The following is a 24,685-nucleotide window of genomic DNA, read 5'->3' on the forward strand; positions in this document are numbered from 1 at the left end:
ATAATGAATTGAAATGAAAAAAACATTAATTATCATCGCAGCGATCTTATTAATCAGCAATCTACCGATCTTCAATTTCCTCTTTCAAGAAAACTATCAATACCAAAATTTTGATTCTTCATTTACGTATACAGAAGAGTCTGGAAAAGGAAAATCTTTTATAGGCTGTGTTAGGTCTTATGGACATTTTCTATGTGAACACCCCGAAAAAGACCAGGGCGACAACCGCCTTTACCGCAGCTTTACCATCAAGCCCTGGCGCTTCTGGGAATGGTCCCAAATGTTGTTCAGTGAACGCTATCGCCTCCCTTATAAAGAAAAAACTAACAAATAGTATAAAAAGTAGCTGTTTCACCAAGTGTTAAGCAAATGGTAATAGACCATATCCTGCCTCTCCGTCAGGTACTATTTATTGAGGATAGCGAAGACGACGCAATTCTTCAAGCGGTATCGCATATCCCCATACGCCGGGCGGCTGACCGGAGTGCCAGTGCTGGTTGGTGATGCCGCTTACTGCGCTTCGCCGGCCACTTTCAGGCCGGGCGTTGTCTATACCGCGTGCGGCTGCACCTGGCTGAGGCCTTACTGAAACAAGCGCCGCCTATCAGGTCGCCTTCACACACCATGAATACCGGCCCCATATTGAAAAAGTACGGGCTATGGGAAAGCAAAGTCAAACTTCAAGCTAAGTTCCCGCGAGATATTGAAAACGCAGCAGGGAAGCGAAATTGTTCTGACTTATTTACTAAGTATCATGCTTTACGGTCAAGAAGCCGCCTGTGATAATTGACCTGCCCCAGGTGATAACTGAGGTGCGTAGCGAGGTGAACAAGAAAATACCCGGTAGTCTGTTTACCACCGTTTATTTCCTGCGGGTATTCGCTTTGCATTTGAGCGTCAGTGACAAGCGGTAGTGTTGCCTCGATAACGGCAATCGTTTGCTTAATCTTACGAACAAGTTCGTTTCTGGGTATATATTTCAATGAAAACTCTTCCGGTCGGTTACGGACGTAGCCGGAGTCGCCGAGAATTGCGCCGATATAGGTATTGAGGTTGCCAACCAGATGCAGGCACAGGTTGCCCGCTGAATTCAGGATGTTGCCGTCTATAAGCCAGATGTTGGCTTCATCCCGGTAAAGCTCCAATTCTTCTTTCAGTTTATTCAGGTCGCGGCATAAGAGCGATTGCAAAATATCGGTAAGCATATTATTTTTTTCACAAGGTAGCGATAGCAACCGGTATCAACAAGCGGGATTGCAGGTTATCGGGTTCTCCGGCGTATGAATGTGGTGATCGTGGGATGCGATGCATGATCTGTCATGCTATCGCTCCATATAGCGATTATCTCAAGAGGTAGAGTCGGTTATCCACAATTACTCAATCCATAAAAAAGTTGTCAATCTCATTGACAACTTTTTTATAATTGGTCCCACCATTGGGGCTAACAGTATCACAATACCGGTTAGCCCATCCCCCCCATTTGCCAAATGGTATTTTTAACAATCATTCCGTCCGCAAACTCTTTACCGGATTTCCAATGGCTGCCTTGATTGCCTGGAAAAGTAGTGTAAGCAACGCTACTAAGATGATTGCTATGTAGCCCAGGCAAAAAAACCACCATTCAATACTTACCCTATACACATAGGCCTGTAGCCATTTATTCATAAACCACCAGGTTATTGGAGTGGAAATAAGAAACGCGCCTACAACAAGTCCTAAAAAATCTTTTGAAATAAGGTTAATGATGGCCGGAACCGATGCTCCAAGCACTCTGCGTATGCCGATCTCCTTAGTGCGATTGACAACTGCAAGCGCTGAAAGCCCCAGCAAGCCCAGACATCCCAGAAAAATGGCAATCCCCCCTGCCCAGCTAATGATATTGCCCAGCCTCGCTTCTGCTTGATAGAAGCGGTTAATATCTTCGTCGAGAAAATTATATTGTAACGGGTAATCGGGCGCAATTTTTTTCCATGCGGATTGCACCGCGGCCAAAGCTTTTGAAGGATTGCCCGGCTGCAGGCGCACATAAAAAAAATTAAGGCTTTCCCTGCTTCTTTCAAATTGATGAAACAAAGCTGGTTGTACACGATCTGTAAGGGGCTGAAAGTTAAAATCCCGCACAACGCCTACCACTGTTGGATTTTTAAAGCCAAGGTCGCCGTAACCTTCCAATTGTCTGCCGATACAGCTTTCTAACCGCCACCCCAATTCTTTCATCATAGATTCATTAATTATTACAGCGTTCACGGTATCTGAGGCAATTACCGGGTCGAAATTTCTTCCCGCAAGCAAATGCATCCCCAATGTAGGGATATACCCGGGATCGATATGAAATTGTTTGGTATTTATTGGCTTGCCATTGTAGCTAAAATCTGCAAAACCCGTCCCCTCATGCTCGCCAAGGCCAATGTCGGCACTTGCCAAACCTGAAATGCCTGGATACCTGGATAATTCCTGCTTGAAAAGAGGGAATAACTGTTTCGAACCCGGCACTCCTAACGTACCCACAACAAGTACGTTTTCTTTATTAAAACCAGGGCTTCTTGATTCCATGTAATGTAATTGCTGCGTGATAATAATGGCAGAAACAATAAGCGTTGCGGATAGTACAAATTGAAAAGTGACCAATCCCTTTGTAAAAAAATTTGCCCCACCTAACCTGATTTTGGCCCTCAACACTTCTACCGTGTTGAAGCCAGCCAACACTAAAGCCGGGTAGCATCCGGAAAGTACGCCAACAACCAGTACCAGGCCAGCTATTAAAACGGTTAACATTGGGAATTGCGCAAAAGAGAAACTCAGTTCTCTGCCGGATAATTGGTTAAAGTAAGGTAAAAGCAGGTATACAAGTATCAGGCCTATCATCGTCGAAAAAAAAGCAAGCAACAATGACTCTGTCAAAAACTGAACTGCCAACGCCTTTTTAGTCCCGCCGATAACTTTGCGAATACCTACTTCTTTTGCGCGGCTTGCCGAACGGCCCATTGCGAGCGTGGTAAAATTAATACAAGCGATTAATAAAACGCCGCCTGCTATACTGAGTAAGATCCAAATCGATTTTGGATCGACCGGTGGAACTTTCATACCAGCCAGCGCCGCACTGGTGTGAATATTTCTGATTGGTACCAGGTTATACCCGCCTGATTTTTCTGTGGGGAAATGCCTCTGCCAAAAACTGCTCAACAACTTGCTGTTACCCGCCAATGTGCTTCCGGGCTTTAGCTGAACAATGGTTACAAACACATTCATCCACCAATCATTTGCACCCATTTTCCCTGATCTTGTTTTACCAAAACAATCAAAGTTGATAAGCATACTATACTGGAAGGAAGAGTTGGATGGCGGGTTTTCGGCAATTGCTGTAACTATGAAGCTTTCGAGCACATCCCCTATCTTTACCTGCAATGATTCCCCAATAGCATTTGTTTTACCAAAAAGCCTTTCAGCAGTATTTTCAGTTAATACAATGCTGTGCAAACCATTTATAGCCGATTTAGCATTCCCGTATCTAAATTTAAATGAAAAAACATGATAAAAGGACGAGTCGGCATAGGCGATATTTTCTCGCCTCGTCTCATTTTTTATTTTTACAAATGTTTCATAAGGCTGAATATAACGAACATAATTCGCTACTCCGGGTAGCTCCTGTTTCATGGCAGGCCCCAGGGGCATCGGGGTATAAACAACTCCTGCAAGTGCTTTGATATTTTGCTTTCCATTTGCGTCTAAAACAAGATAAGTGTTAGTTGCATTTTTGTGGAAACCATCAAAACTAAATTCATTTATAGCATAAAGCATAAACAAACTGAAACAGGCAATCCCGACAGATAACCCAAATATGTTGATGAAGGACAACACCTTTTGTTTTGCCAGCGCGCGAAGGGCTATTTTAAAATAACTTTTAATCATAAAATTGCGATTTAGTTTTACAGCAGCCCAACCTGGCGGGCTTCCTGAACGCAATACTACCGGCGATAAGTGTACAGGTGTAGCCATTTATGAATTGGCAACTCTTTTTTCAGCCCGTTCTTGTATTCTACGGGGGTTTTGCCGGTCATCTCTTTGAAAACCCTATTAAAAGTTCTTTGCGAATTAAACCCCGATTCGTAGGCGATTCCAAGGAGCGTTAAATTGGCGAAGGCCGGTTCGCGCATCTTCCGGGCTATTTCACGAACCCTGAATTCATTAATAAAGTCGCTGAAGTTTTTACCCAATCCAACATTAATAATCCGTGATACATCATGCGGATGCATATTAAGCTTTAGTGCCAGGGTAGTCAATGTTAATTCAGCATCCTCATAAAACCGGTTATTGGCCACCGCCGCCTTTAATCTGCGGCTTTTTTCTTTTGCATCATGCCTATCAGTTAACGCCGTGGCTATTTGTGCGTTGCCATCCAATTTAAGTATCACTCCTGCAGCCAATCCAATAAGCACAAAAGCAATGATAAAACTAACGGCATCATTAAATAACCATAACACACAAAGCAAGCCGAGCCAGTGAACGAACTTTTCTAACTGTCGAAATTCAGATCGCGGCTTATCCATTAAAGTTGGCTGCAAGCGGCTATAAAAATGTTGTATCAATCGGTACGACAGATATAAATAAATGACAAACGAAACTGGCAAAAGCCAACCCGGCATCCAATATGCCACCAGCAACGGAAAAAAATGAAGTATATCCTTGCGGCCAAATTTCTGGTTAGTACCGGTTAGCTGCCGTATATAGCAATAAAACAGCGGACCCAGCGCCGGTAAAACAAAAGGCGTAATCCCGCCAGTCTTCATTACAATTACAATTAAAGCGGCACTTAAAAACAGGTTGGCTATTTGGCCTTCTCTTTTTGCTAATGCCAAAAGCAACGCGAGTGTAGAACCCGAAAACAGGGTTGCCATCGCGGCTACATGTGAAAGGTTAGTATTAAAAATATCAGGATTCAAATTATTGACATAGCTAAGGGCTGTTCCAAATTTAAAATATATTATTATATAAAAATTATGCGATCATAAATAAGGTCTCCCGTAAATGAAACGAAAAAGTAAATTAGATTCCTCTACCTCACTGATCGATATTTTGCCAATGCAGCTCTTTTGATCCCAAACATTTTATATTTTCTATGCATCCAAATCTGCTAACAAACGCAAATCAAGCAGCAAATAGTTCGAGATTTGTAAAGTCGGGATCACGTTTTTAGGCAAGTTGTCAATTTTATCGGCAACTTTTTTTTATGGCTTCACAACTGATAAACAAATTGGTTTAGCAGAAAAAATGTTTTAAATGAGTCCTTTAGTCAATAGCTCATTGAATTTGTATCAATATTTTCTTAGGTTTGAGAAAGCGACAAACTACCTAAACTCAGTTGATGCCCTTTACACTCCATTTTACATTTTATGACATTGCGTTTTTAGGTGCTGTTTTTATCAGCTTGACGCTTAAGCACCCAAAAAGCAAGAAGGAGTTCATTTTCAGTAAATGATGTAGTATACACAGCCTTTTAGGATCATGTAAGTGGTGATCATCTATGCAAGGCGTTATCGAGGGCGCATTAACAATCGATATGTTAGCGCTTGAGTATTTCGCTAACCAAAGATTTATTAAACAGGGCTGCATCTTTATGGCCCGTCGCCTGCGCTACAACCATCGCCCCAAGTATGAGACTGAGCAACTGCGGCAGCAGCATTTTAGCCTGAGCCGGTTCAACTAATTGATCTAAACGTTGCTGTATAAATACTGCCGCTTTTTCCAGGTGCCCGTCCACCTTTGCCCGAAGCGGTTTCTCCTCCTCCGTGCTGAAATCACTTAAGCCCCGCGTAAAGACACAACCATTGAAATCCCGGTCGGCGATCCAGTCATCCACCGCATCAAAGGCCGCCAGCAGCTGGGCTTTAGGATCATCGCCCGCAGTCGCCACCCGTTTTTCCAGGATATCAAAACGAAATGCATCCCAAAAGTCAAGGTAAGCGCCGACGAGGTCTGATTTTGATGGGAAATAACTGTAGAAGGTTCTTTTGGATACCAAACTTTCCGCAATGATCCGGTCGATACCAATGGTATGCACATCATGCTCATTGAATAGTCGTAGAGCCGTCTTTAATATCCGTTCGCGCGGTTTCAGGGTGTCGATCCTTTCTGATCGCAAGTCACGGAACGGGCTCATTGTATCTGCCATACCCAAAATTAAGCCTTTTAACCGCAGGAAATATCAGCGAATTGTCAAAGTAGACAGACTTGTATACTTTTAATTGCTAAAGTAGACAGACCTGTATACATTTGATCCATAAAATTAAAAGACATGACAAATTTCAGCCAATTCGAATTCAGGAACTTGCCTGGGTTCGACCAGAACACTTTTGATGGTTTTGATAAAGCCATCCCGATGAAAACGCTCGTAATCTATTGCTTTGACCCCAGGGCCGCGGAAGTCCCAAAAGCCGTAGCCGATTACCTGGGTGATGAGGTTTACCCGGGCGAGAACATCACGGATGAGAATGGTGTGCGAATCGGCCATACACGGACCTTATTCGCTTTATCGAACGGAGGCGGCCGCGCATTGCAATCCTTGCAATCCATCGCCACGATGGACTACCTGTTCCATTATCAAAATGTGGTCATTGTTCACCACTCTTTCTGTGGCATGACCTCTTATACGCCCGAGCTTTTGATCGAGAAGTTCCACATTCATCACCATACAGATATTTCCGGCTTGTGGGACCACGAGGACATGGCTATCGAAGACTATGAGAAGACCATCAAACACGACGTAGATCTGCTCGATCATAGTCCGCTCGTACCCAAACACCTCAATCTCTATGGTTTCTTTTATGAGATCAATTCCGGCCAGCTGACCGAGGTGGTCCGTGTACCCGCCAGCGAAAGGTCGGGGTCATGATCGCAGGTATCAAAGCGCCTAACTCGGCCATTGCACGCCAGGCGGAGCAATATGCACGCGAGTATTCAAGCGACGTACTGTTTAATCACGTCATGCGCTGCTATTTTTTCGGGGAGCTGTTTGCCCGGAAGAGAGGTATTAAAGTTGATCATGAGCTCATGTTTGTATCTGCCGTGCTGCATGACCTGGGTTTTACCGAAGCCGGAAAAGGGCCGCACCGCTTCGAAGTGGAAGGTGCGCACGCGGCCAGAAAGTTCCTTTTGGATCACGGCGTGCCGGATGACCGGGCCTGGCAGGTGTGGCATAATATAGCCCTTCACGTGGGCGACCTGAACCTGTTTAAAGATGAACCGACGCGTTTGATGCAACAGGGTATCCTGTACGATCTTACGGCATTACCGCCGGAGTTATCCCTTGATCCCAAAGATGTTGCCGAAGTGCTTCACCATTATCCGCGCCTCGGTTTCAAGCAGGTTTTTTTGGAGCTCTTTACCAGAGAACTGGACAGCAAACAGCCTTACCCGCACCGCTTTCATTTCTGCAGTTGTATTGAGCATCACCGTACACATACGCTCAATATCCCGAAACCGGAAGATTTTTTAGGTAGCGCCCCATTTGCCGACTGATGAAAAAAGAGCAACGATACATTTGGGCACTCGCCCTGGCCATCAACGGGTTGATTGCCCTCTCCGTTTTCTTACCCAAAGCGACCATGCTTGCCGGCATAAACGTGAGCTTGCTGCCAAAGGTCAACGCCGTTCTTAACGGGTTGACCTTTGCGGCCTTACTGGTTGCACTACTTTCTATACGGCGTAAGCGCCGCGGCTGGCACCGTCGTTTCATTGGCGTCGCTTTTGCTGCAACCAGCCTGTTCCTCGTCAGTTACCTGGCCTATCATTTCACCACGCCGTCGGTCCGCTACGGCGGTGCCGGCATCCTGCGGCATGTGTATTACTTGATCCTGACCACGCATATCCTGCTGGCCATCGTCATTGTACCCCTGGCGATGTATACCATGGCGCTGGCCCTCAAAGACGAGATCGGCCGGCACCGGAAACTCGCCCGCTGGACGATGCCGATCTGGCTTTACGTCAGTCTCACGGGTGTGATCGTCTACCTGATGATCGCACCTTATTACGTCAATTAGTGTCAGTAATTGGCGGTTCCGGGTTAGCAGCCCCGGCTAAGCCAGGGCTACCTTTGAGTATTCAATTCAAAACAAATGGAAAAGCAAATTAAAGTACTCATCACCGGCGCGACCGGCAAGAGCGGCGGCGCCGCTGTCGATGAGTTGTTAAAAATGGGCTACCCGGTACGGGCGCTCGTTCACCAGCTAGACGAACGTTCAGCTCAACTGGCCGCCAAAGGTGTTGAGGTAGTCGCCGGTGACCTGTTAAACCTGGATGACATCTCGGCCGCCATGCAGGGCGTCGACACGGCCTACCTGTGTTACCCTGTGCTGGTACCCGGCGTATTACAGGCCACCGCTTACTTTGCCATTGCAGCTAAAGAAAACGGCCTGAAAGGCATCGTCAACATGTCGCAGATCTCGGCCAGGCGGGATGCCAAAAGTAACGCCGCCCAGGATCATTGGGCCGGCGAGCAATTGCTCAACGCCACCGGCATCCCTACCGTGCATTTAAGGCCGACCTTTTTCGACGATTGGTTCCTGTATATCCGGGACCTGATCCGGGAAAACAACGAGATCGCCCTGCCTTTCGGCAATGGACGCTGGGCTCCGGTGGATTCCGCCGACCTGGGACGCGTGGTCGCCAAAGTAGCCACCCATATCAACGCCTATGCCGGGCAGATCCTTCAACTCTACGGCCCGCAGGAATACAACCTGGCGGAAATGGCCGCGGTCATCTCAGGCGAACTCGGCAGAATGATCAGGTACCAACCCGTGAGCATCGCGGAATTTTTTGAACGCAATGCCAAAAGACCGGCCAGTGAGCATTTCATCCAGCATGTGACCCACGTCGCGGAAGATTGTGTGAACGGCATTTTCGCCGGGACGAACGACCTGATCGAAACGATCACCGGCCAGCAGCCGGAAACACTGGCAGCGTTTTTTAGTAAAAATAAAGCTGTATTTAATTAAATCATTTTAAAAATCAATAACCATGAAACAGAAAATTTGGCTGGTTACAGGTGCCGGCAAAGGCTTCGGCCTGGAAATCGTAAAAACCGTTCTCGCAGCGGGCGACAAGGTGATCGCTACCGTCAGGAATGATGCCGCCGGCTTGCAGGCAGCTTTAGGAAACCCGGCCGATCTGCTGGTCGTCAACCTGGATGTTACCCAGGAGGCTGAAGTACAAAAAGGGGTCGGCGAAGGCCTGGCGAAGTTCGGGCAGATTGACGTGCTGGTCAACAATGCCGGTTTCGGCATCGTCGGCGCCATTGAGGAAGCTTCGGCTGAAGAAGTGAGGCGGCAGTATGACACTAATGTGTTCGGCGTGCTGAACCTGGTCCGCGCGGTGTTGCCCGGTATGCGGGAAAGAAAGGCTGGACACATTATTAATATTTCGTCGCTCTTCGGTTACGGTGCCTTAGCAGGCTGGGCCCTGTATGGCTCGACCAAATACGCCGTTGAAGGCTTATCCGAAGGTTTGGCCCTGGAACTAGCACCATTTAACATCAAGGTTACTGCCCTGGCACCAGGCTTGTTCCGTACACAATTCCTGAACGCGCAAAGCTATTCCCTTACTAAGGAATCAATTGCAGACTATCAACCTACCGTAGTAGGCCAGATGAAAGCAGTTCCGGAAGCCCTGCATGGCAACCAACCCGGCGACCCAGCCAAACTGGCGCAGGTGATCCTGGAGTTGGCAAACACCGAAAATCCGCCGCTTCATTTACCGGTCGGACTGGATTCCCTCCAAACCTACCGGACCAACCGCGATAAAACCAGCCAGGAAATTGAGGCCTGGGCCGGAAAGTTCAGCCCTACAGAGATCTAAAGCCATGAAACGTAACCTGATCAATAAGGAACTGTGGTATTCCTTTATCGCTATCCTGAAATATTTTCCCAAAGCCCTGATCACGCCACAGGTAGACGGACTGCTGTTTTACAGCCCGCAAAAGCAGGCGGAGTTCCGGCGGCGGGTGCAAAGCCTGACGCCCGGTTCCAAACGGGCATGGGGTACGATGGCTGCAGCGCAAATGCTGCACCATCTCAACCTGTCGCTGGGCGGGGCGCTGGGTTATTTCGATCTTTGGGACGAGAGTTACGGACTCAGCCGTTCGGTATTCAAATGCCTGCTGGTGGACTTCTTCCCTGAGCAGCCGCGTGGCCTGCGCATGCCGCTTAACTTTGTGATACCACATGACGCACCATATGATTTCGAGCAGGAGCAAAAGCTATTGCCGGAGATTCTGGACAAAGCCTGGACCACGCCAACCGAAGCCTGGGGGCCGCATCCGCTGTTCGGACGGCTAACCCGCAAACAATGGGGTAAACTGGCGCTGATCCATATCGATTACCATTTAAGACAATTTAGTGCCTGATCTTTTTTAAATTAGACCTGATGAAACATTACCGTTCCTTAAGCGAGATGCACCGCGACAATGGCCTGCCCGAACCGGAGCATCCCATGCTCAGCCTGATCAGGATCACGCCCGGCCTGGTGCTAAACTTCAGGGAGTTCACTTGCGACTGCTACATGATCGGCCTCAAACACATCAAAGCCGGGCACTGGCTGTACGGGCGCACGCGATTCGATCATGAAAAAGGTTCGATGGTATTCTGGAAACCGCGACAGGTCATCGAGATCCATAACCTGGAGCTGGAAGAGGGCGGCTATATCCTGCTGTTTCATGAAGATTTCTTACTGGGCAGCGCCCTGCAGCGCGAGATCGGGCGGTATTCGTTTTTTGACTATGAGGCGGACGAAGCCTTACACCTGGCACCCAAAGAAGAAAAGATCATCATGCGCCTGTTCGAATCGATCGACACCGAATATAGTAATAATCAGGACGAATTCAGCCGTGATATTATCCTGGTCAATATCGATTCCTTATTGAAATATGCTGAGCGATTTTATAAACGGCAGTTCATCAACCGCCGGGAACTCAGCGGTAAGACGGTCACGGCTTTCCAAAGGCTGCTGGATGATCTCGTCAGCCAGGACAAATTGATGAAAGAAGGGCTGCCCTCCGTGTCCACCCTCGCCGCTGAGCTGAATATGTCTCCCCGTTACCTCAGCAACGCGCTGAAGCTGGAGACCGGCAAAACCGCGCAGGAACTGATCCATATCGCCCTGATCTCAGTCGCCAAGAACCGGTTGCGGGAATCCGGCGACCACGTCTCCGAGATCGCCTATTCCCTCGGCTTTGAAAATATGTCTTACTTCGCCCGGCTGTTCAAAAAAGAGGTTGGGACCACCCCTAAAGATTTTAAAAAACGGCTTGTAAATTAAAGCAGTAAATTGTTATCAAAAAAAGATTGAACGTCCCAATGTGGTGATTACTGATCATTGATAGGCAGGTCTATCTCTTCAAAAAGATCCCGGTGAAATTACATTACGGTCTTATAAGTCTGATAACTTGTAAATCAGGTGGGGCGAAGAAACAGAATATTTCCATTTAAGGTTGTTTTTTGATATTCATAAGTAATTTACTTTTTAAAAGATTGGGATTTTTTAGCTTTTGATGCAAAACGCTTATCTGTCAAAGAAACCAGGAAACTCTCCAAATCGATTTTCTCCTGTTCGCTCAGGCCCATTGGAGTATTGAGTAAGGTGTCGCGATTAATCGAGTGAGGAACTATTTTATCCGGATCGTTATAGTAGTCAATTACCTGTCGCAAAGTCTTAAACATGCCGTTGTGTATATAAGGGGCGGTAATTGCAATATTTCGCAAGGCACCTATTTTAAACCGGCCAAGGTCTGTTTTTTTCTTCGTAACGCAGGCCCGACCGCTGTCTTGTAATGTTTTAGCATCATACAGGCCGATGGAACGAAATTCAACATCATTGAAGTCTGGTCCGAAATGGCACTGGATGCAACGTCCTTTGCCATTGAAAATGGCAAAGCCCCGTTTTGCAGATTCGCTTACTGCATCTTCATTATCGTTCATGCGCCAATCGTCAAATGGTGAATCGCTGGTTTCAAGGGCCCGTTCAAATGATGCTATTGCTTTAGCTAAATTATTTGCATTTGGTAGTGAATGAAAAACAGATTGGAAAGCCTTTTTATAGTAAGCATTGTTTTGGAGACGAGATATCGCCGTAGCTAAAGGAAGATCCATTTCAATCGGGTTTTGGAGTGGGATCAAAGCCTGTTGTTCCAGCGTAGTGGCCCTCCCGTCCCAAAAGAAAGCTACCTGCAATCTCATATTCATGGCTGATGGTGTGTTTCTCACACCTTTTCTGTTATGTACGCCTAAGCTTATGGGAGAAGTATCTGAAAAGGCGAATTCCTCTTTATGGCAGGATGCGCAGCTGATCTTACCATTACGTGAAAGTATAGGATCAAAAAAAAGTTTCCGTCCTAACATGACAGCAGTTATTGAATCAGGTTCTTTGAATGCACCTTGCGAAATGATCAGGGAGATACCCAATGTTAAAAGGATGATCCAAAACTTTTTCATTAAAATTATTTCTTAACTGCCTGGCGAACTCTTTTAAATAAGAATCCATTTGTTCCTTCTACACGTCCTTTACAGGTATCCTGGATGACATGAAATTTCAGGGAATCAAGTTGCCCGAAAAATTCAACTTTGTACTTGCCTTCGTATTTCGCGTTACAGGTAGGGTCCGACATATAAAGTGTATCGTGGTTCATATGATACGTCCCGCTTACGAATTCCTTGTTATTCATAAAACCATCAAAGGTTCCGTTTGCCCTGAAAATGGCAAGAAACTTGTAAGGATCGCCTTTGAACACTCCGGAATTTTCCCATTTCCCTACCAGCGGATTGGTTTGGCTAGTAAATGAAACGGCGGCAAATAAAACAATACTGAAAATGGTTAACAGAGATTTTGTTCTCATTGAGTTGATTTTAAGGCCTTTGACTATCGCAAATAAAAGTCATATTTCATAAAGGCACTTTAGCGCATGTTACAATTACTTTCGAATTTGTTGCATAGCTTATGAAGTTTGCGCAACAAGACTTTATAAATTCGAGAGCAGTTAAATCTTCAACGAACCAAATACACGCCTTATGAATAAGAGAATTGCAGTAACACTAACTCTTGAGGCGTAAATACCAAACCGGGACAGGCACCGAAAAGTCATGGAGCATGTAATTAATACGTAAATACGTCATATTATGAAAATACTGTTCATACTCATGATTGTGTTCTGCGTCATCGGAGGGTTTTCAATCAACGGAGAATGGAGCTTCTTACGCCGAATTCTCAGTCTCTATAGGTTCCGTGAATTATTTAAAGCAAGTTTGTTCAAACAACAGTTACATGTAACTATGCTTGCTCTCATCAAGCGGTATCTGATGAAAAGAGGCCATCCACAACAGGCTGGCTTTATTGATAGCCACCAGGTATTCTTTTTCTTCACCTTTATCATTGGTATGTGGCATCGTTGCCATACAATCCGGCACTTTATCTTTTACGTTCTTTTGATTAAAATTCGGACCATGGATACCGTTGGGAAGACGGTTGAGCGACATGGGGCGGTCTTTCAGATAAGGCACCATATACTCGGCGACCTGATCATAATAATTAAACATATCCCGTTTGGTAATGGTATCCTCCGGCCAATAAACTTTACTCAGGTGGTTAAACGTTAATGGGCAGCCATCTACTTTCACGGTTTGGCTATCCTTGCTTTCGTCCACGAAACTTTTCGTTAAGTGAAAGCGAAGTTAATCAGGCTAACCGAGGAAGGTGGTCGGCTTGCGGATGCGACCGGTCTTTGTCCAGGTAGCGAATTCAAAGTTGGCTACTTATTCCGGTTTCACATAGTAAATTTTGGCGCCTTTCGTATAGAGTATTTTATTGATAAATGGCGACTTGGGTACTTGGAGCTTTTTCTGCCATGCTACTCTAGTATGACCTGCCATTGGTTCTAATCGTTGATCATATAAGGCAATCGCTCATTTATGGACTTCCTTTTGATGTCTATCCCTGAAACGGTTTTGCAGTTCACGAACTGGTCCGCCATTCTCTCTTTTTAGAAAGATCAGCAAAGAAGCCATATTTGGCGTGATGTCTATGCCTTGGTCGGATTCGCCTTCTTTTACAAATGCACTGCTCATAAATTCCTGTTTGATGCAAAAACCCCTTTCGGGGCTTTTTGTTTTTTGTCGCGGCTCAGCTTACTTTAGCTTTTTCTCAACAGCTTTACGCTGATTGGTGCTGGCTGATTTCTTTGCGGCTTCTACTTCCTTACTGGAAGTCCCCGTTTTCTTTGCCTCGTATTTTAGCTCGTGTGACTGTTCCGATACGGAATTTCTTTCCACTTTTGATCCTCTTGCTGCTATATTTTCTTTTCCAGGTAAGTGATTTAATTATGACAAAAATATTTTCGGAAGGTTTTCGTTTGCGCAACGGTTGGCGAAAACGGATAAACGGAGCGGCGGCGGCCCCTTAATAGGTAGCCTAACACTAAGCCAATAATGATAGCTAACATGACAGTTGCCCCATACTTTACGGAATCGTTTGATTTGCCATAATTTGGTGTTAGATCGTAAAAAAACTTGTTGCGTGATCTATTTGCGCAGAATAATAATCTACAAGATGAAATGTGTGAGTACTAAAAGCCTCAGCATGTAAATCCTTAGCAAGAGGTTGCTTTGAGTGCCGACAGCGATGCTCCAGTCCAACCGGCAGTACGATCAATTAGGTCACAGGCGAATAGTTAATATACAAATCCTTTTAGGGTGACACTCCGTACAAAGACAGTAACTAACCAAATAAACGAGTCGGTTTACACCAACAAAAGTAACACTGCATGCCATTAGAGAAGACCCAACGGGAACTTGATAAGATATTTGAGTTTTCACTCGATATTATTTGTACGATTGACCAGCATGGGCGCTTTTTAAGAGTGAGTTCCGCCGTTAACACTTTACTAGGCTATAGCCCTTCAGAACTTACTGCTACAACTTATCTCGAACTTATCCATCCTGATGATTTAGAATTAACCCGAGCATCTATAGCTGATATAATGAATGAAGGTTCCTCAAACAGGTTTGAGAACCGTTGTATACATAGAGCGGGAAAGCACATACCGATGTTATGGTCTGCCAGTTGGGATGAGGAAGAAAAAGAACTGCATTGTATCGCGCGTGACGGCACTGTTAAACGCCAGGGGGAATTACTCCGACTTTCGCTTCAGGAAAGTAACCAGCGCTATGAATATGTGACAAAGGCCACATCAGATGCCATATGGGATTGGGACCTGAAAAAAAACACCTTATTTTGGGGCGAGGGCTTCGAGGCAATATTCGGTTATCCTAAAAATCAAGTAATCCCGGATCTACATTCTTGGACCGATCATATACATCCTGAAGACCTTGACCGCGTAGTCGCCAGTGTTTACGCGGTGATTTACGGTACTGAAACTAATTGGAAAGACGAATACCGCTACCAGCGGGCAGATGGAACATATGCTGATGTAGTTGACCGTGGCTTTGTAATCAGGGGCGTTGATGGGAAAGCGGTGAGGATGGTCGGCGCAATGCATGATATTTCCGAGCGGAAGAAGTCGCTCAAAGAAATGAAGCAATTTGCTGATGATCTTTTTGTCCGCAACCGTGAACTACAGCAGTTTGCCTACGTGGTATCACACAACCTTCGGTCTCCGGTAGCAAATATTATAGGCATCAGTGACCTGATGGGAATGGAAAAAGATAACCCTGAGGTCATGGAACATTGTATTGAAAATCTCAAGACCTCCGTTAATCGGCTGGACCAGATAATAGTGGACCTAAGTAAAATTTTATCCGTAAGTGACGGTTCTGCAGAGATTAACAGGGAGCCGGTCGATCTGCTTGAAATCTTACAAAATGTGAAAGCGGATTTAACAAATAATATCGACAAATCGGGTGCGCTGCTTCATCTTCCAGAAGGTTCGTTTATCATTCCATCGCATAAAGCTTATCTCCACAGCATCTTTTTTAACATCATCAGCAATGCTTTAAAATACAGGTCGACGCAAACGCCGGAGATAATGGTGAATATACAAATAAACGGCAACAAGGCCATCATCAAGATTGGTGATAACGGGATAGGGATCGACATCGATAAACATGGTGGAGACCTGTTTAAACCTTACAAGCGATTTGATTTTAGCAGAGAAGGAAAAGGACTTGGATTGTTTCTCGTAAAAAGCCACGTCACAGCGCTCGAAGGTGATATATCGGTAGATAGTGAAGTCGGCAAGGGGACAACCTTTACTTTGATTTTGTAGTTTTTGCCACCATTACGATATTTACTAATGGCGGGCCTATAAAGGAATGTCGATAGGTGCATAACCTAAACGACTCCATCGCTTTTCAGCATGACCTTCGAAAAATCGGGACAAGGAAAAATGATGTATTAGGATGTGACCATTACTTTTAATGGAACGGTTTGCGTTTAAATGGCACTGCACGCTTCTTTGATTATAGCGATATCGCATCAACTGCTCCAGTTCAGGCTGCGTTACCTCCAGTCACAGCAGCCGCTCCTACCGGCCTCATGACAGCGCTAACAATAGTCTCGGCCATGCCGACGTCAGTTTTGATTATAATGGCAAAAGCTACCAGAATGACGTGCTGATGGACATCAGGAAAAGCGACAACGCCGACTGGTCTATCCGGCTAACCAATAGTAATAATCTAACGATCAGCACATCTTTTTAAATGCAGCTTACAATTAGATGACTTCCCGCTGGCAAAATTTTGCAAGGTTCCGGAAAGGGCCAGTCCGGCAGCAACACCAAAAAGGCCGACTAAAATTCGTGAAAAGGGTCCCTCGCCTCGTCACGGTATTATCTTTGCTATCGGCAATAATTCATTTACAGGAGCAAGGATAGAGAAATTTATTACACCGTATTTCCTCGTATTTTTCATCATAATACGCTCCATAGCATAAACATTGACAAACTCAGGTAAGGGAAATCGCGGAATAGCCTCCATTAAGAAGAAAAGTTCACCATCTGCTGATCGGTGCAGGCATACACCGATCAACAGAAAGTCTTTTTTAAGGTCTTCCCTGAAAGGAAACCGCAAGGAACTGTTTTGCGCAAATTGACAAGGATTAAAGACTAGTTTCATTGCACTTTACGAGATAATGAATACAGCCGGAAAATGACCTTACTTAAGGGACTCTGGTTACGTCTGTTACCTTAGTTGTAACAACAAAAGTTCCCTTTGTCAGAAAAAAACCTACAGTTAAAGTCGTATTAACAGCCATTGCAACGTCAGTGTGCTTTCCAACAATACTGTAATAATAAGGTCCACCGACAAAACCGGGATAGTTTTTTGAAGTGGTAAAAACCGGGAAAACTGGAACACCGCCCGGATACTTGTATTCTAATGAGGTATCTGTTTTCGCCACTGGATAATAAGGGTCGAAGTCCGAAAAATTCGGTCTTCCAGGCCGTCCGATAACTTCCCCGTTGGCCGGGTTCCAAGGTTTGCCATTTTTATCTTTCCATACATAGATGATTTTGTCCGGCCCGTCCGGCTTATAGGTAACTTTAATATCTAATAACGAAGCCGAAAAACCCACGAAGCTAGTATACGTTGCGTCAGAATGGTTATATGCTTTGTAACTTATCGTATCAGGTATGCTACCTACTACGTTTATTTTGCAGGCGTTCGTTAATATCCGTGTTCCTCTGACGTTAGATACCTGTAAATCGATATTGTAAGACCCTACAGGAACAAACTTGGACGCTTGCGTAAACTGAAGGCGTCCACCTATTGGATTAATACTAAATGGAGCTAGTGTACTATCCTTAAGTTTTGTACTCAACAATGCAATCGTAGAGTCGTCAGCAGTAACATTGCCTTTATATACCCGCACAGTATCCTTTGTCAGCAGATATTTAGAAGCGTCAGCGCCTGTTGCCATATCTCTGACTGCCAGCAATTTTACATTGACGGGTGTCGTGGAACCATCAATCACTAAGCCGGCGGACACGGTTGTAATTCCTTGTGCTACAGTAAACGGATTGACATTATAGTAGATGTTGTCGCTTATAAACCCTGTTTTTATTTTATTGCAACTGAAGGTTGCTATCGTCAGCAGCAGCGTTACTGCTATCCAATATGTAAAATTCTTACGCATGATAATTAATTTAAATAACTTGATAATTTATATTATAACTTTCTCAATACGGCAAAGTTAGCCAGCACGTGAAGCGTGGTGCCCGTACTGGTTTGGATACCTGACGTCTGGCAGGGTAAACTGGCGTCGACCAGGTCGCCTGGAGACGGACCGGAGGGGCCATCTATCGTACCGTTCACCACTACATACTCTAACGTATAATAATTATAACTTAAAGCGCTGTTGGACAAATAGACAGAGCTTATTCCTGCAACTTTTTTTATAGCACACGGGGCGGCGGAACCCGCTTTGTTGGCGTAAGAAACCGCTGTAATACCTGCCCCGTCGAGCGTAATGGTTTGGTTAAACATATATTGTTTAAACAGATTGGCACTGACAGAATCTGTAAGCTGTTTCAGATTGGTAATTGGACTGGAAAGTATGGCACCATCTACTTCCCTCTTTACAGTTATTCTTTTCATTAACAAGTTGATAGCCATATCGGGAGGTGCAAAAAAGGTCTTACTGTTATTTATGCTGTCCTTTAATTTGTAGAAATCAATTAAAGTAAGCAAGGTGTCAAACTGGTGAAATTTGTTGTTTTTCAGATAATCATATGTTGAGAACGGAGTCGCAGCTTTTTGAAGGCCGCCGTCGGTAAGGTAGCTATTCTTTTTACAGGCACCTAAACAAAGCAGGAGCAATAGTGCCACCGGCACAATACTTAAATAATGATTTGATTTTTTCATCGTATGTCTTTATTTATTTGTGGATCAATTAACTTTCCCGATCCAGAACGGGGTCTGGATAATTTTAGAATTATTGAGAAACAAATTTGGATCGATAGGCCAATAAGTTTTCCCCGCTGCAAATTCGCCCGGCGTGACATTGTCAAACTGTTGTTGCTTCGTTATTCTTTCCAGCCTGATCAGGTCAAATGTTCTGTGTCCTTCCAGGAACAATTCACGCCCTCTTTCATCGGTTACGGCTTGAACAACTGCCGTGCCCGAGACGCCGGCCAGGGGTCTGGCATTTCTGGCACTACGCACCGCATTAACAAGAGATAACGCTGCAGCATAGTTGGCGGTATGTCCGGCACTTAATGCCTCCGCTTTTAATAATATGATATCAGCCAGTCTGAATATCACTATATTATTAAGCGCAACCTTTAACGCGGTATTGTTATTAACTGTTTGAATGTTGGTATATTTGACACATTCGTAAAAAGATGTCGTTCCATTTTTTACTATTATAAATCCCTTTTTTAAGCGTACGTCAGCCGTATCGCTGTATAAGCTCTGAACAAGCGAATTATTCACATGCCAGACCGGAACAGTGTTATTTAAATAAGGAGCAGTAAGTGTCTGGGATGCCAGGGTGTAATAAACGTTTGCATTGTAACCTTCCGCCAGCGTGTTTTGCGCAATTTCAAAAATACTTTCCTGCGACTGGCCTTTATAAATATCCATAAAGGATGCTGCAGGCATTAGGGAATATGACCCGGAGTTAATAATGGCGTCACAGGCGGTATTGCAGGCCGGATAATCACCCATCCATGCGTAAATATGAGCAAGCAAAGCGTAAGCTGCACCCTTATCTGCGCGAACTGAACGATCAGACGAACCACTGTCCTTCCAATTTAGGTATTGAATGGCCAGGTTAACATCTTTGATTACCTGCTTAAGCACATCAGTTTGCGGAGACCTTGCATACTGTTGAGCCGCCGTCGCGTCGCTATTCTCCAACACCAAAGGAACATCTCCCCATATCCTGGCCATTGTGAAATAACAAAATGCTCTGGTAAAATAAGCTTCGCCCAGATATTTGTTCTTTTGGGCAAGTTTTTCGGCATCTGATGTCCCGTTAAAAACGGTGACCGGCATGGCTGTAATAAACGATATTGCCCTGTTACTTTGTGCAATGGCGGTAAAAAACGGAGTCCATAACCTTAATTTTAACAACGGGTTATCGGTAGCCGTTGAAGCTACTCCCGCGCCAAGGTTAAAGTCAATCACTTTTTGAAAGTCGGGCTGGTCGGAGCTGCTGAATTCGCCCGACGCAAGATCTCCATATGCATAATATCCTATGGAAGCGTTAAATGCCGCTCTGATCAGGGAGTAGCAAGCCGCTACGCCGGTATTCGCATCACCGTCGGCTTGCCATGTAGTCGCATCTGTAGGTGTGCTTACGGGCGTTTGATCAAGAAATTTGCGGCAGGAAGCAGTAAATAACGCCGCAGCCACGATATATATCAATATGTATTTTCTTTTCATTGGAGTATGATTTATAAGTTATTTGCTAGAATTAAGGTTTATCCCGCTCTTTTAAAAACCGATGTTAACACCAAGGGTAAATTTCGCCGCTGTCGGATATATGATGTTTGCGGAGCCTGTTGTCGGGTCTACCAATTCGGGATCTGCTATATCCTTGGCTTTTTTCCACATGGCCAGATTGTCGCCCATTACGTATATATTAAATCTGTTCATACCGAGTTTTTTAATCCATCTGTCTGGCAGATCATAGCCTAAAGTCACGTTTTTGAGTTTTACAAAGCTTCCGTCCTCCACAAAGTATTCGTTTCCTATATTCCAGGGATCCTTCACGTTGGCGTCCGCGTTACTGTAAACTAACCTCGCATATTTAGTTTGGTCCCCAGGATTTTGCCAGAACTGGTTAAGCAGGCTGACATAGGTAGCCGGCCCCGCTGTAGTACCATAACTACCTGGGTATTTGCTGCCATTTAACTCGTCGGAAAGCGCTCCGTTTAATATTTTCCTTCCAAAGACATACGATGCGAAGAAGCTCAGCGAAATGCGCTTGTATCGGAATGTACTACCGAGCCCCCCTGTGTATTTAGGATTGGGGTTACCTCCGTCATACTTATCGTCATTGTTAATGTTATAATCGCCATTTACATCGACATATCTTGGATCACCGGCTTTCAATGGCACACCGTTAGCGGTTTCTTTTGCGCCCGTAGTCGGATCAATAGGAACTTCCGCATCTGTAGCATAAACACCGTTGGTATGGAATATCCGGTAACTGAATATCGGTTTGCCTAAGGTTAATGTTTTGTAAAACCATGGCACATCAAACAAGAAATCGCGGTTGTTATTTGGCAATTTGGTCACCATGTTTTTGTTGAAGGAAATGTTGAAGTTGAAGTTCCACTGAAAAGGGGACTTGGCACCTAAAACGTTGATGTTGGCAGCAAACTCCAGGCCCTGGTTACGCAAGTCGACATAGTTACCGGATTGATATTGATAGCCACTCGTCGCCTGAGCGGGGACATTATAGAAGAATACATCTTTTGAATCTTTCCGGTACCAGTCAAAAGTTAAATTAACCCGGCTGTTAAAAAGCTCCACATCAGCACCAAAATCCAGTTGGGGGTCCCTTTCCCACCTTACCGTTGAATTTGCCTTTGTTCCATAGTTCGAAAAGTTATTGTAATAAGAAAAAGGAGATACAACCGTAGTGCCGTTATAAGTGCTGGCATTTCCACCCAACTGCCCAAAGTTGTTAATTGTTCCGTTTGTACCGCCGAAGTAGCTTGCATCGTTTGACAGTGACTGGTATTTAGAATACCATTGCCCAGGATCTTTTCCGGTTATGCCGTAGCTTGCACGGATCTTAAAGAAATTGACAGTTTTTTTTATTGGCTCAAAAAATGATTCGTCCGAAGCAATCCACCCGGCAGCAACAGCTGGAAAAGTGGCCCATCTATAGGCTGAACTATATATAGAACTTGCGTCTCTGCGTATGCTGGCGGTTAAAAGGTACCTGCCGGCATAATCATAGTTAATGCGGGTATAATAAGACTCGGTTGTTTTTCGCTGATAAGAGGTAGACGCATTCAGGTTCGTTCCCGGAGGGACGGTCTGAACAGTACTTATCCCCGAAACGGAAATACCTGCTGCAGAAGCATAATTATAGTAATTTTCATAGCTATAGAGCGAAGCCCCTGCGGCAAGCAGAAAGTTGTGCCTGCCAATCCGTTTGTTGTATTGCAGAAAATTCTCAAATGACCAGGATGGGTTGCTGGCATAAATATCGTAAGCTGTATTTAATGTGCCATTTAATTCAACCGGAGAAAAGTAACCGTATTTATTGGTATAATTGGTCGACCCGTAGGTGCTGTTAAATATAAGGTCAGGAGTGATCTGTTGTTTCAATTGTAAAGAGCCGATAATTGAAAATGCACGATCATCATCATAATAGTGTTTTTTGCCGGTGTAAACGTCATATTGGGCCTGTGTCAACGGTGCAAAAGAAGTTGGAAAATTCCATGCACCAAAAAGATTGGCTCCTGCTCCTCCAACCCCATGTTGCTGGCGCTGAGAAGACATTAACAGGTCGGCGGTTAATTCCATGCCTTTCAGCGGTTTGATTGTAAGATTTAAGTGAGGAGAAAACTTTTCCAGCCCATAACCGTGCAAAACGCCCTGTTCGTTATAGTGGTTGATAGATAACCGGTATGATGTCGAACCAGTGATTGCAGAAATTGCTACATCCTGGCTATTGACCAGTGATTGTTGCCGAACAAGCAAGCCCTGCCAATCAACATCGTTGTTAAAAGCGGAATTGAGACTATCGGTTATAGCCAGCGGTATGACACCAAGTTGCCGGTCACCATAGGTAAGCTGCTGCAACAATGCAAGCTTAAGCGACCTCTCTGCCGCTCCCGTCGAAACTTTGATAAAATTAGGCTTGGTAACCGAACCTACAAAAGCGGATACGGTAACCTGAGGCTTTCCTTGCTTGGCTGACTTTGTTTTTACAATAATTACCCCATTACCCGCCCGTGCACCATATATGGCAGCCGCGGAAGCGTCTTTTAGCACATCTATCGATTCAATATCGTTAGGGTTGATGAGTGATAAAGGATTGTTATTCCCATAAGCGCTACCCATAGCATTGACGTCGAAAATAATACCGTCTATGACATATAGGGGTCCTGTGTTCCCACCGTTAGCGTTCCCAAAGTCTATATTGGCTGACCCCCGGATTACAATAGCGGGCTTTGACCCCAGTTCACCAGTGCTTGACAAAACGCTCACACCGGCAAGGCGCCCTTGAAGCGTCTGATCGAAACTTGCCGCCGGTATATTGGCAATGTCCTTTCCACTTAAGGAAGATATCGCCGCGGTGACTTCCCGTCTGTTTTGTTTCTGGTATCCTACAATAACGATATCTGATAAAGAATTTTCCTGAATTTGCAGGGTTATTATTAATGGTTTGCCGTCCACTTTAATTTCCTGCCTTCTAAAACCGATTAGACTGACGGTGATAGTATTTAAATTGCCTTTTAAGGTAAGCTGAAATTTACCATTAAGATCGGTGGTAGTACCGTTAGTGGCCATTCCTTTTTCGGCCACAGTAGCTCCCGGCACCGCTTTACCCTCGTTGTCCTTAACTACGCCGGTTACGGCATTGGTCTGCGCCAGAACTTTTGTAACACTATTGCAGAAAAAGTAGCAAAGCATTAAAATTAGTAAACGTTTTCCCATTTCGTTGATGTTTAAATTTAATTAGTGAATGTTGAACTTTAATTAACAGGTTGATGTACTGGTAACATCCGTGGAATGCCACCGTTTGTTGTTATGTCATAGGCAAATCTTAATTTTAAATAATCAGTTTAACCGCCGTTGAATCGGTATATTACTGCCGGGTATTCAGTTTTAGTTTTGTAATGGCTGTTTTAATTCCCGACAATAACTTGCTGTTAACCAAATGTAAACAGATATTAAACCGCCATTTAGTCAGAAATTACCCTTTGATAATAACATTTTGTAAATTATTTGAATGAATAAATGCAGGCTAAATACGCCGGCGGCGGGCGCATTTCAATAACAAACCTACCCGGACCGGTTGTACCGGTTACAGTCGACGCAGCATGCATACATCGATAGAAATCGACCATTTATACAAGAGCGAACCACACCAATGATTAATTGAATATATCGCTGTACTTAAAGTTTAGATGAGCCGTGAAACTTATGCCTAAGCAAGGCGGGTATTGCCGCACCGAAAGATTTCAGTTCCGATCATTGAGAAGCGCCCGAAGGTTACTCCGGTTAACAGCACGGCGTTCGCAGCTATGGCTGATAATCAAGATCACCTGACGCCCCGGAATGTTGTTCCAGGTTTTACCATATATCAGACCTGATCACAGATTCCCTGATCGTTGAAGTTGTAAATACTTGTTAAAACTCCAGCCGTCCTGCGTATTGGTTTGCACGCGCCGGCCCGGTTGAAAACAGGTAAACAGCCCACTGCAATTCCCCGCCGGGAACGGTTGTTTTGAAATAGTATCTGCCCTGCGTCTCCGTTTGCCGGGAGGCTGATTTGCGCATCACCGGCTTTAAAATATGATTGCCTGTTGCTGATCGTTCTATGCACCGCTCAGGCCCGCAGCCCGGCTTCTTTAACGAAATCGCCAGTAAAGTTTTATAAATAAAAGGACCGCAAGGAAGTTACAGTTCCAGTTGATCTTTTTGATCGTTGTGAATAATGCATCAGCAACAAAGGCCCATTATGGCCCCGGGCTCTTCCACACCCATAACGGTTTTGAGGCTGA

General features: G+C 44.9%; 24 protein-coding genes. 9 read left to right on the forward strand and 15 right to left on the reverse strand.

Features of this window, described 5'->3' with window-relative positions; genetic code table 11:
- The first annotated feature begins 13 nt into the window (after positions 1-13).
- Positions 14-334 carry a hypothetical protein gene (locus tag ABID99_RS16925; protein ID WP_373614445.1) on the forward strand — a complete coding sequence of 107 codons (321 nt, stop codon included), beginning with the start codon at positions 14-16 and terminating at the stop codon, positions 332-334.
- A gap of 418 nt (positions 335-752) precedes the next feature.
- Here ABID99_RS16925 and ABID99_RS16930 read toward each other — a convergent pair whose 3' ends face one another.
- The 4 genes from ABID99_RS16930 to ABID99_RS16945 form a co-directional block, all read right to left on the reverse strand.
- Positions 753-1,190 (reverse strand): DinB family protein, encoded by a 438-nt coding sequence (locus tag ABID99_RS16930; protein WP_373614446.1) that lies wholly within the window; start codon positions 1,188-1,190, stop codon positions 753-755.
- A gap of 313 nt (positions 1,191-1,503) precedes the next feature.
- Positions 1,504-3,909, reverse strand: coding sequence for an ABC transporter permease (locus ABID99_RS16935; protein ID WP_373614447.1), 2,406 nt, complete (start codon positions 3,907-3,909; stop codon positions 1,504-1,506).
- A 56-nt stretch (positions 3,910-3,965) separates the two neighbouring features.
- Positions 3,966-4,940 (reverse strand): helix-turn-helix domain-containing protein, encoded by a 975-nt coding sequence (locus tag ABID99_RS16940; protein ID WP_373614448.1) that lies wholly within the window; start codon positions 4,938-4,940, stop codon positions 3,966-3,968.
- A gap of 620 nt (positions 4,941-5,560) precedes the next feature.
- Positions 5,561-6,169, reverse strand: a complete 609-nt coding sequence (locus ABID99_RS16945; protein WP_373614449.1) for a TetR/AcrR family transcriptional regulator — start codon at positions 6,167-6,169, stop codon at positions 5,561-5,563.
- A 123-nt stretch (positions 6,170-6,292) separates the two neighbouring features.
- Here ABID99_RS16945 and ABID99_RS16950 point away from each other — a divergent pair, with 123 nt between their 5' ends.
- The 7 genes from ABID99_RS16950 (at position 6,293) to ABID99_RS16980 (ending at position 11,307) form a co-directional block, all read left to right on the forward strand.
- Complete coding sequence (locus ABID99_RS16950) at positions 6,293-6,889, forward strand: carbonic anhydrase (RefSeq protein WP_373614450.1); 597 nt, start codon at positions 6,293-6,295, stop codon at positions 6,887-6,889.
- Entirely contained in the window at positions 6,886-7,515 is a 630-nt protein-coding gene (locus ABID99_RS16955; protein ID WP_373614451.1) for an HD domain-containing protein, read from the forward strand. The genes ABID99_RS16950 and ABID99_RS16955 overlap by 4 nt, the downstream gene beginning before the upstream one ends.
- Positions 7,515-8,036 carry a DUF420 domain-containing protein gene (locus ABID99_RS16960; RefSeq protein ID WP_373614452.1) on the forward strand — a complete coding sequence of 174 codons (522 nt, stop codon included), beginning with the start codon at positions 7,515-7,517 and terminating at the stop codon, positions 8,034-8,036. The genes ABID99_RS16955 and ABID99_RS16960 overlap by 1 nt, the downstream gene beginning before the upstream one ends.
- Before the next feature lie 75 nt (positions 8,037-8,111).
- Positions 8,112-8,990: an NmrA family NAD(P)-binding protein gene (locus tag ABID99_RS16965; protein WP_373614453.1), complete on the forward strand. Its 879-nt coding sequence runs from the start codon at positions 8,112-8,114 to the stop codon at positions 8,988-8,990.
- Positions 8,991-9,012: 22 nt separating this feature from the next.
- Positions 9,013-9,849: an oxidoreductase gene (locus tag ABID99_RS16970; protein WP_373614454.1), complete on the forward strand. Its 837-nt coding sequence runs from the start codon at positions 9,013-9,015 to the stop codon at positions 9,847-9,849.
- The gene (locus tag ABID99_RS16975; protein WP_373614455.1) at positions 9,809-10,396 is read left to right on the forward strand and encodes a DUF1569 domain-containing protein; all 588 of its coding nucleotides are present in this window, start codon (positions 9,809-9,811) and stop codon (positions 10,394-10,396) included. Before ABID99_RS16970 ends, ABID99_RS16975 begins: the two co-directional genes overlap by 41 nt.
- A 20-nt stretch (positions 10,397-10,416) precedes the next feature.
- Complete coding sequence (locus ABID99_RS16980) at positions 10,417-11,307, forward strand: helix-turn-helix domain-containing protein (RefSeq protein WP_373614456.1); 891 nt, start codon at positions 10,417-10,419, stop codon at positions 11,305-11,307.
- 197 nt (positions 11,308-11,504) lie between these two features.
- Here ABID99_RS16980 and ABID99_RS16985 read toward each other — a convergent pair whose 3' ends face one another.
- From ABID99_RS16985 to ABID99_RS17005, 5 genes are all read right to left on the reverse strand, one after another.
- Entirely contained in the window at positions 11,505-12,479 is a 975-nt protein-coding gene (locus ABID99_RS16985) for a cytochrome-c peroxidase (RefSeq protein WP_373614457.1), read from the reverse strand.
- Positions 12,480-12,484: 5 nt separating this feature from the next.
- The gene (locus ABID99_RS16990; RefSeq protein ID WP_373614458.1) at positions 12,485-12,880 is read right to left on the reverse strand and encodes a hypothetical protein; all 396 of its coding nucleotides are present in this window, start codon (positions 12,878-12,880) and stop codon (positions 12,485-12,487) included.
- Positions 12,881-13,301: 421 nt separating this feature from the next.
- Positions 13,302-13,685 (reverse strand): hypothetical protein, encoded by a 384-nt coding sequence (locus ABID99_RS16995; RefSeq protein ID WP_373614459.1) that lies wholly within the window; start codon positions 13,683-13,685, stop codon positions 13,302-13,304.
- Positions 13,686-13,943: 258 nt separating this feature from the next.
- The gene (locus tag ABID99_RS17000) at positions 13,944-14,105 is read right to left on the reverse strand and encodes a hypothetical protein (protein ID WP_373614460.1); all 162 of its coding nucleotides are present in this window, start codon (positions 14,103-14,105) and stop codon (positions 13,944-13,946) included.
- A gap of 60 nt (positions 14,106-14,165) precedes the next feature.
- Complete coding sequence (locus ABID99_RS17005) at positions 14,166-14,309, reverse strand: hypothetical protein (protein WP_373614461.1); 144 nt, start codon at positions 14,307-14,309, stop codon at positions 14,166-14,168.
- A gap of 491 nt (positions 14,310-14,800) precedes the next feature.
- Between ABID99_RS17005 and ABID99_RS17010 the strand changes: the two genes are divergently transcribed.
- Positions 14,801-16,261 carry a PAS domain-containing protein gene (locus ABID99_RS17010; RefSeq protein WP_373614462.1) on the forward strand — a complete coding sequence of 487 codons (1,461 nt, stop codon included), beginning with the start codon at positions 14,801-14,803 and terminating at the stop codon, positions 16,259-16,261.
- A gap of 553 nt (positions 16,262-16,814) precedes the next feature.
- On the opposite strand, the gene ABID99_RS17015 is transcribed toward ABID99_RS17010, so the two are convergent.
- The 6 genes from ABID99_RS17015 to ABID99_RS17040 all read right to left on the reverse strand — a co-directional run bounded on the left by ABID99_RS17015 (position 16,815) and on the right by ABID99_RS17040 (position 24,461).
- Positions 16,815-17,108 carry a hypothetical protein gene (locus tag ABID99_RS17015; RefSeq protein ID WP_373614463.1) on the reverse strand — a complete coding sequence of 98 codons (294 nt, stop codon included), beginning with the start codon at positions 17,106-17,108 and terminating at the stop codon, positions 16,815-16,817.
- A gap of 43 nt (positions 17,109-17,151) precedes the next feature.
- Positions 17,152-18,126 carry a hypothetical protein gene (locus tag ABID99_RS17020; protein WP_373614465.1) on the reverse strand — a complete coding sequence of 325 codons (975 nt, stop codon included), beginning with the start codon at positions 18,124-18,126 and terminating at the stop codon, positions 17,152-17,154.
- A gap of 32 nt (positions 18,127-18,158) precedes the next feature.
- Complete coding sequence (locus ABID99_RS17025; protein ID WP_373614466.1) at positions 18,159-18,854, reverse strand: hypothetical protein; 696 nt, start codon at positions 18,852-18,854, stop codon at positions 18,159-18,161.
- Positions 18,855-18,878: 24 nt separating this feature from the next.
- Complete coding sequence (locus tag ABID99_RS17030) at positions 18,879-20,378, reverse strand: RagB/SusD family nutrient uptake outer membrane protein (RefSeq protein WP_373614467.1); 1,500 nt, start codon at positions 20,376-20,378, stop codon at positions 18,879-18,881.
- Between the two features lie 51 nt (positions 20,379-20,429).
- Complete coding sequence (locus ABID99_RS17035) at positions 20,430-23,615, reverse strand: SusC/RagA family TonB-linked outer membrane protein (protein ID WP_373614468.1); 3,186 nt, start codon at positions 23,613-23,615, stop codon at positions 20,430-20,432.
- Between the two features lie 696 nt (positions 23,616-24,311).
- Positions 24,312-24,461: a hypothetical protein gene (locus ABID99_RS17040; RefSeq protein ID WP_373614469.1), complete on the reverse strand. Its 150-nt coding sequence runs from the start codon at positions 24,459-24,461 to the stop codon at positions 24,312-24,314.
- Between the last annotated feature and the right edge of the window lie 224 nt (positions 24,462-24,685).

Origin of the sequence: Mucilaginibacter sp. OAE612 (assembly GCF_041806395.1) — a bacterium.
In the GTDB taxonomy this organism is placed as follows: Bacteria; Bacteroidota; Bacteroidia; order Sphingobacteriales; family Sphingobacteriaceae; genus Mucilaginibacter; species Mucilaginibacter rubeus.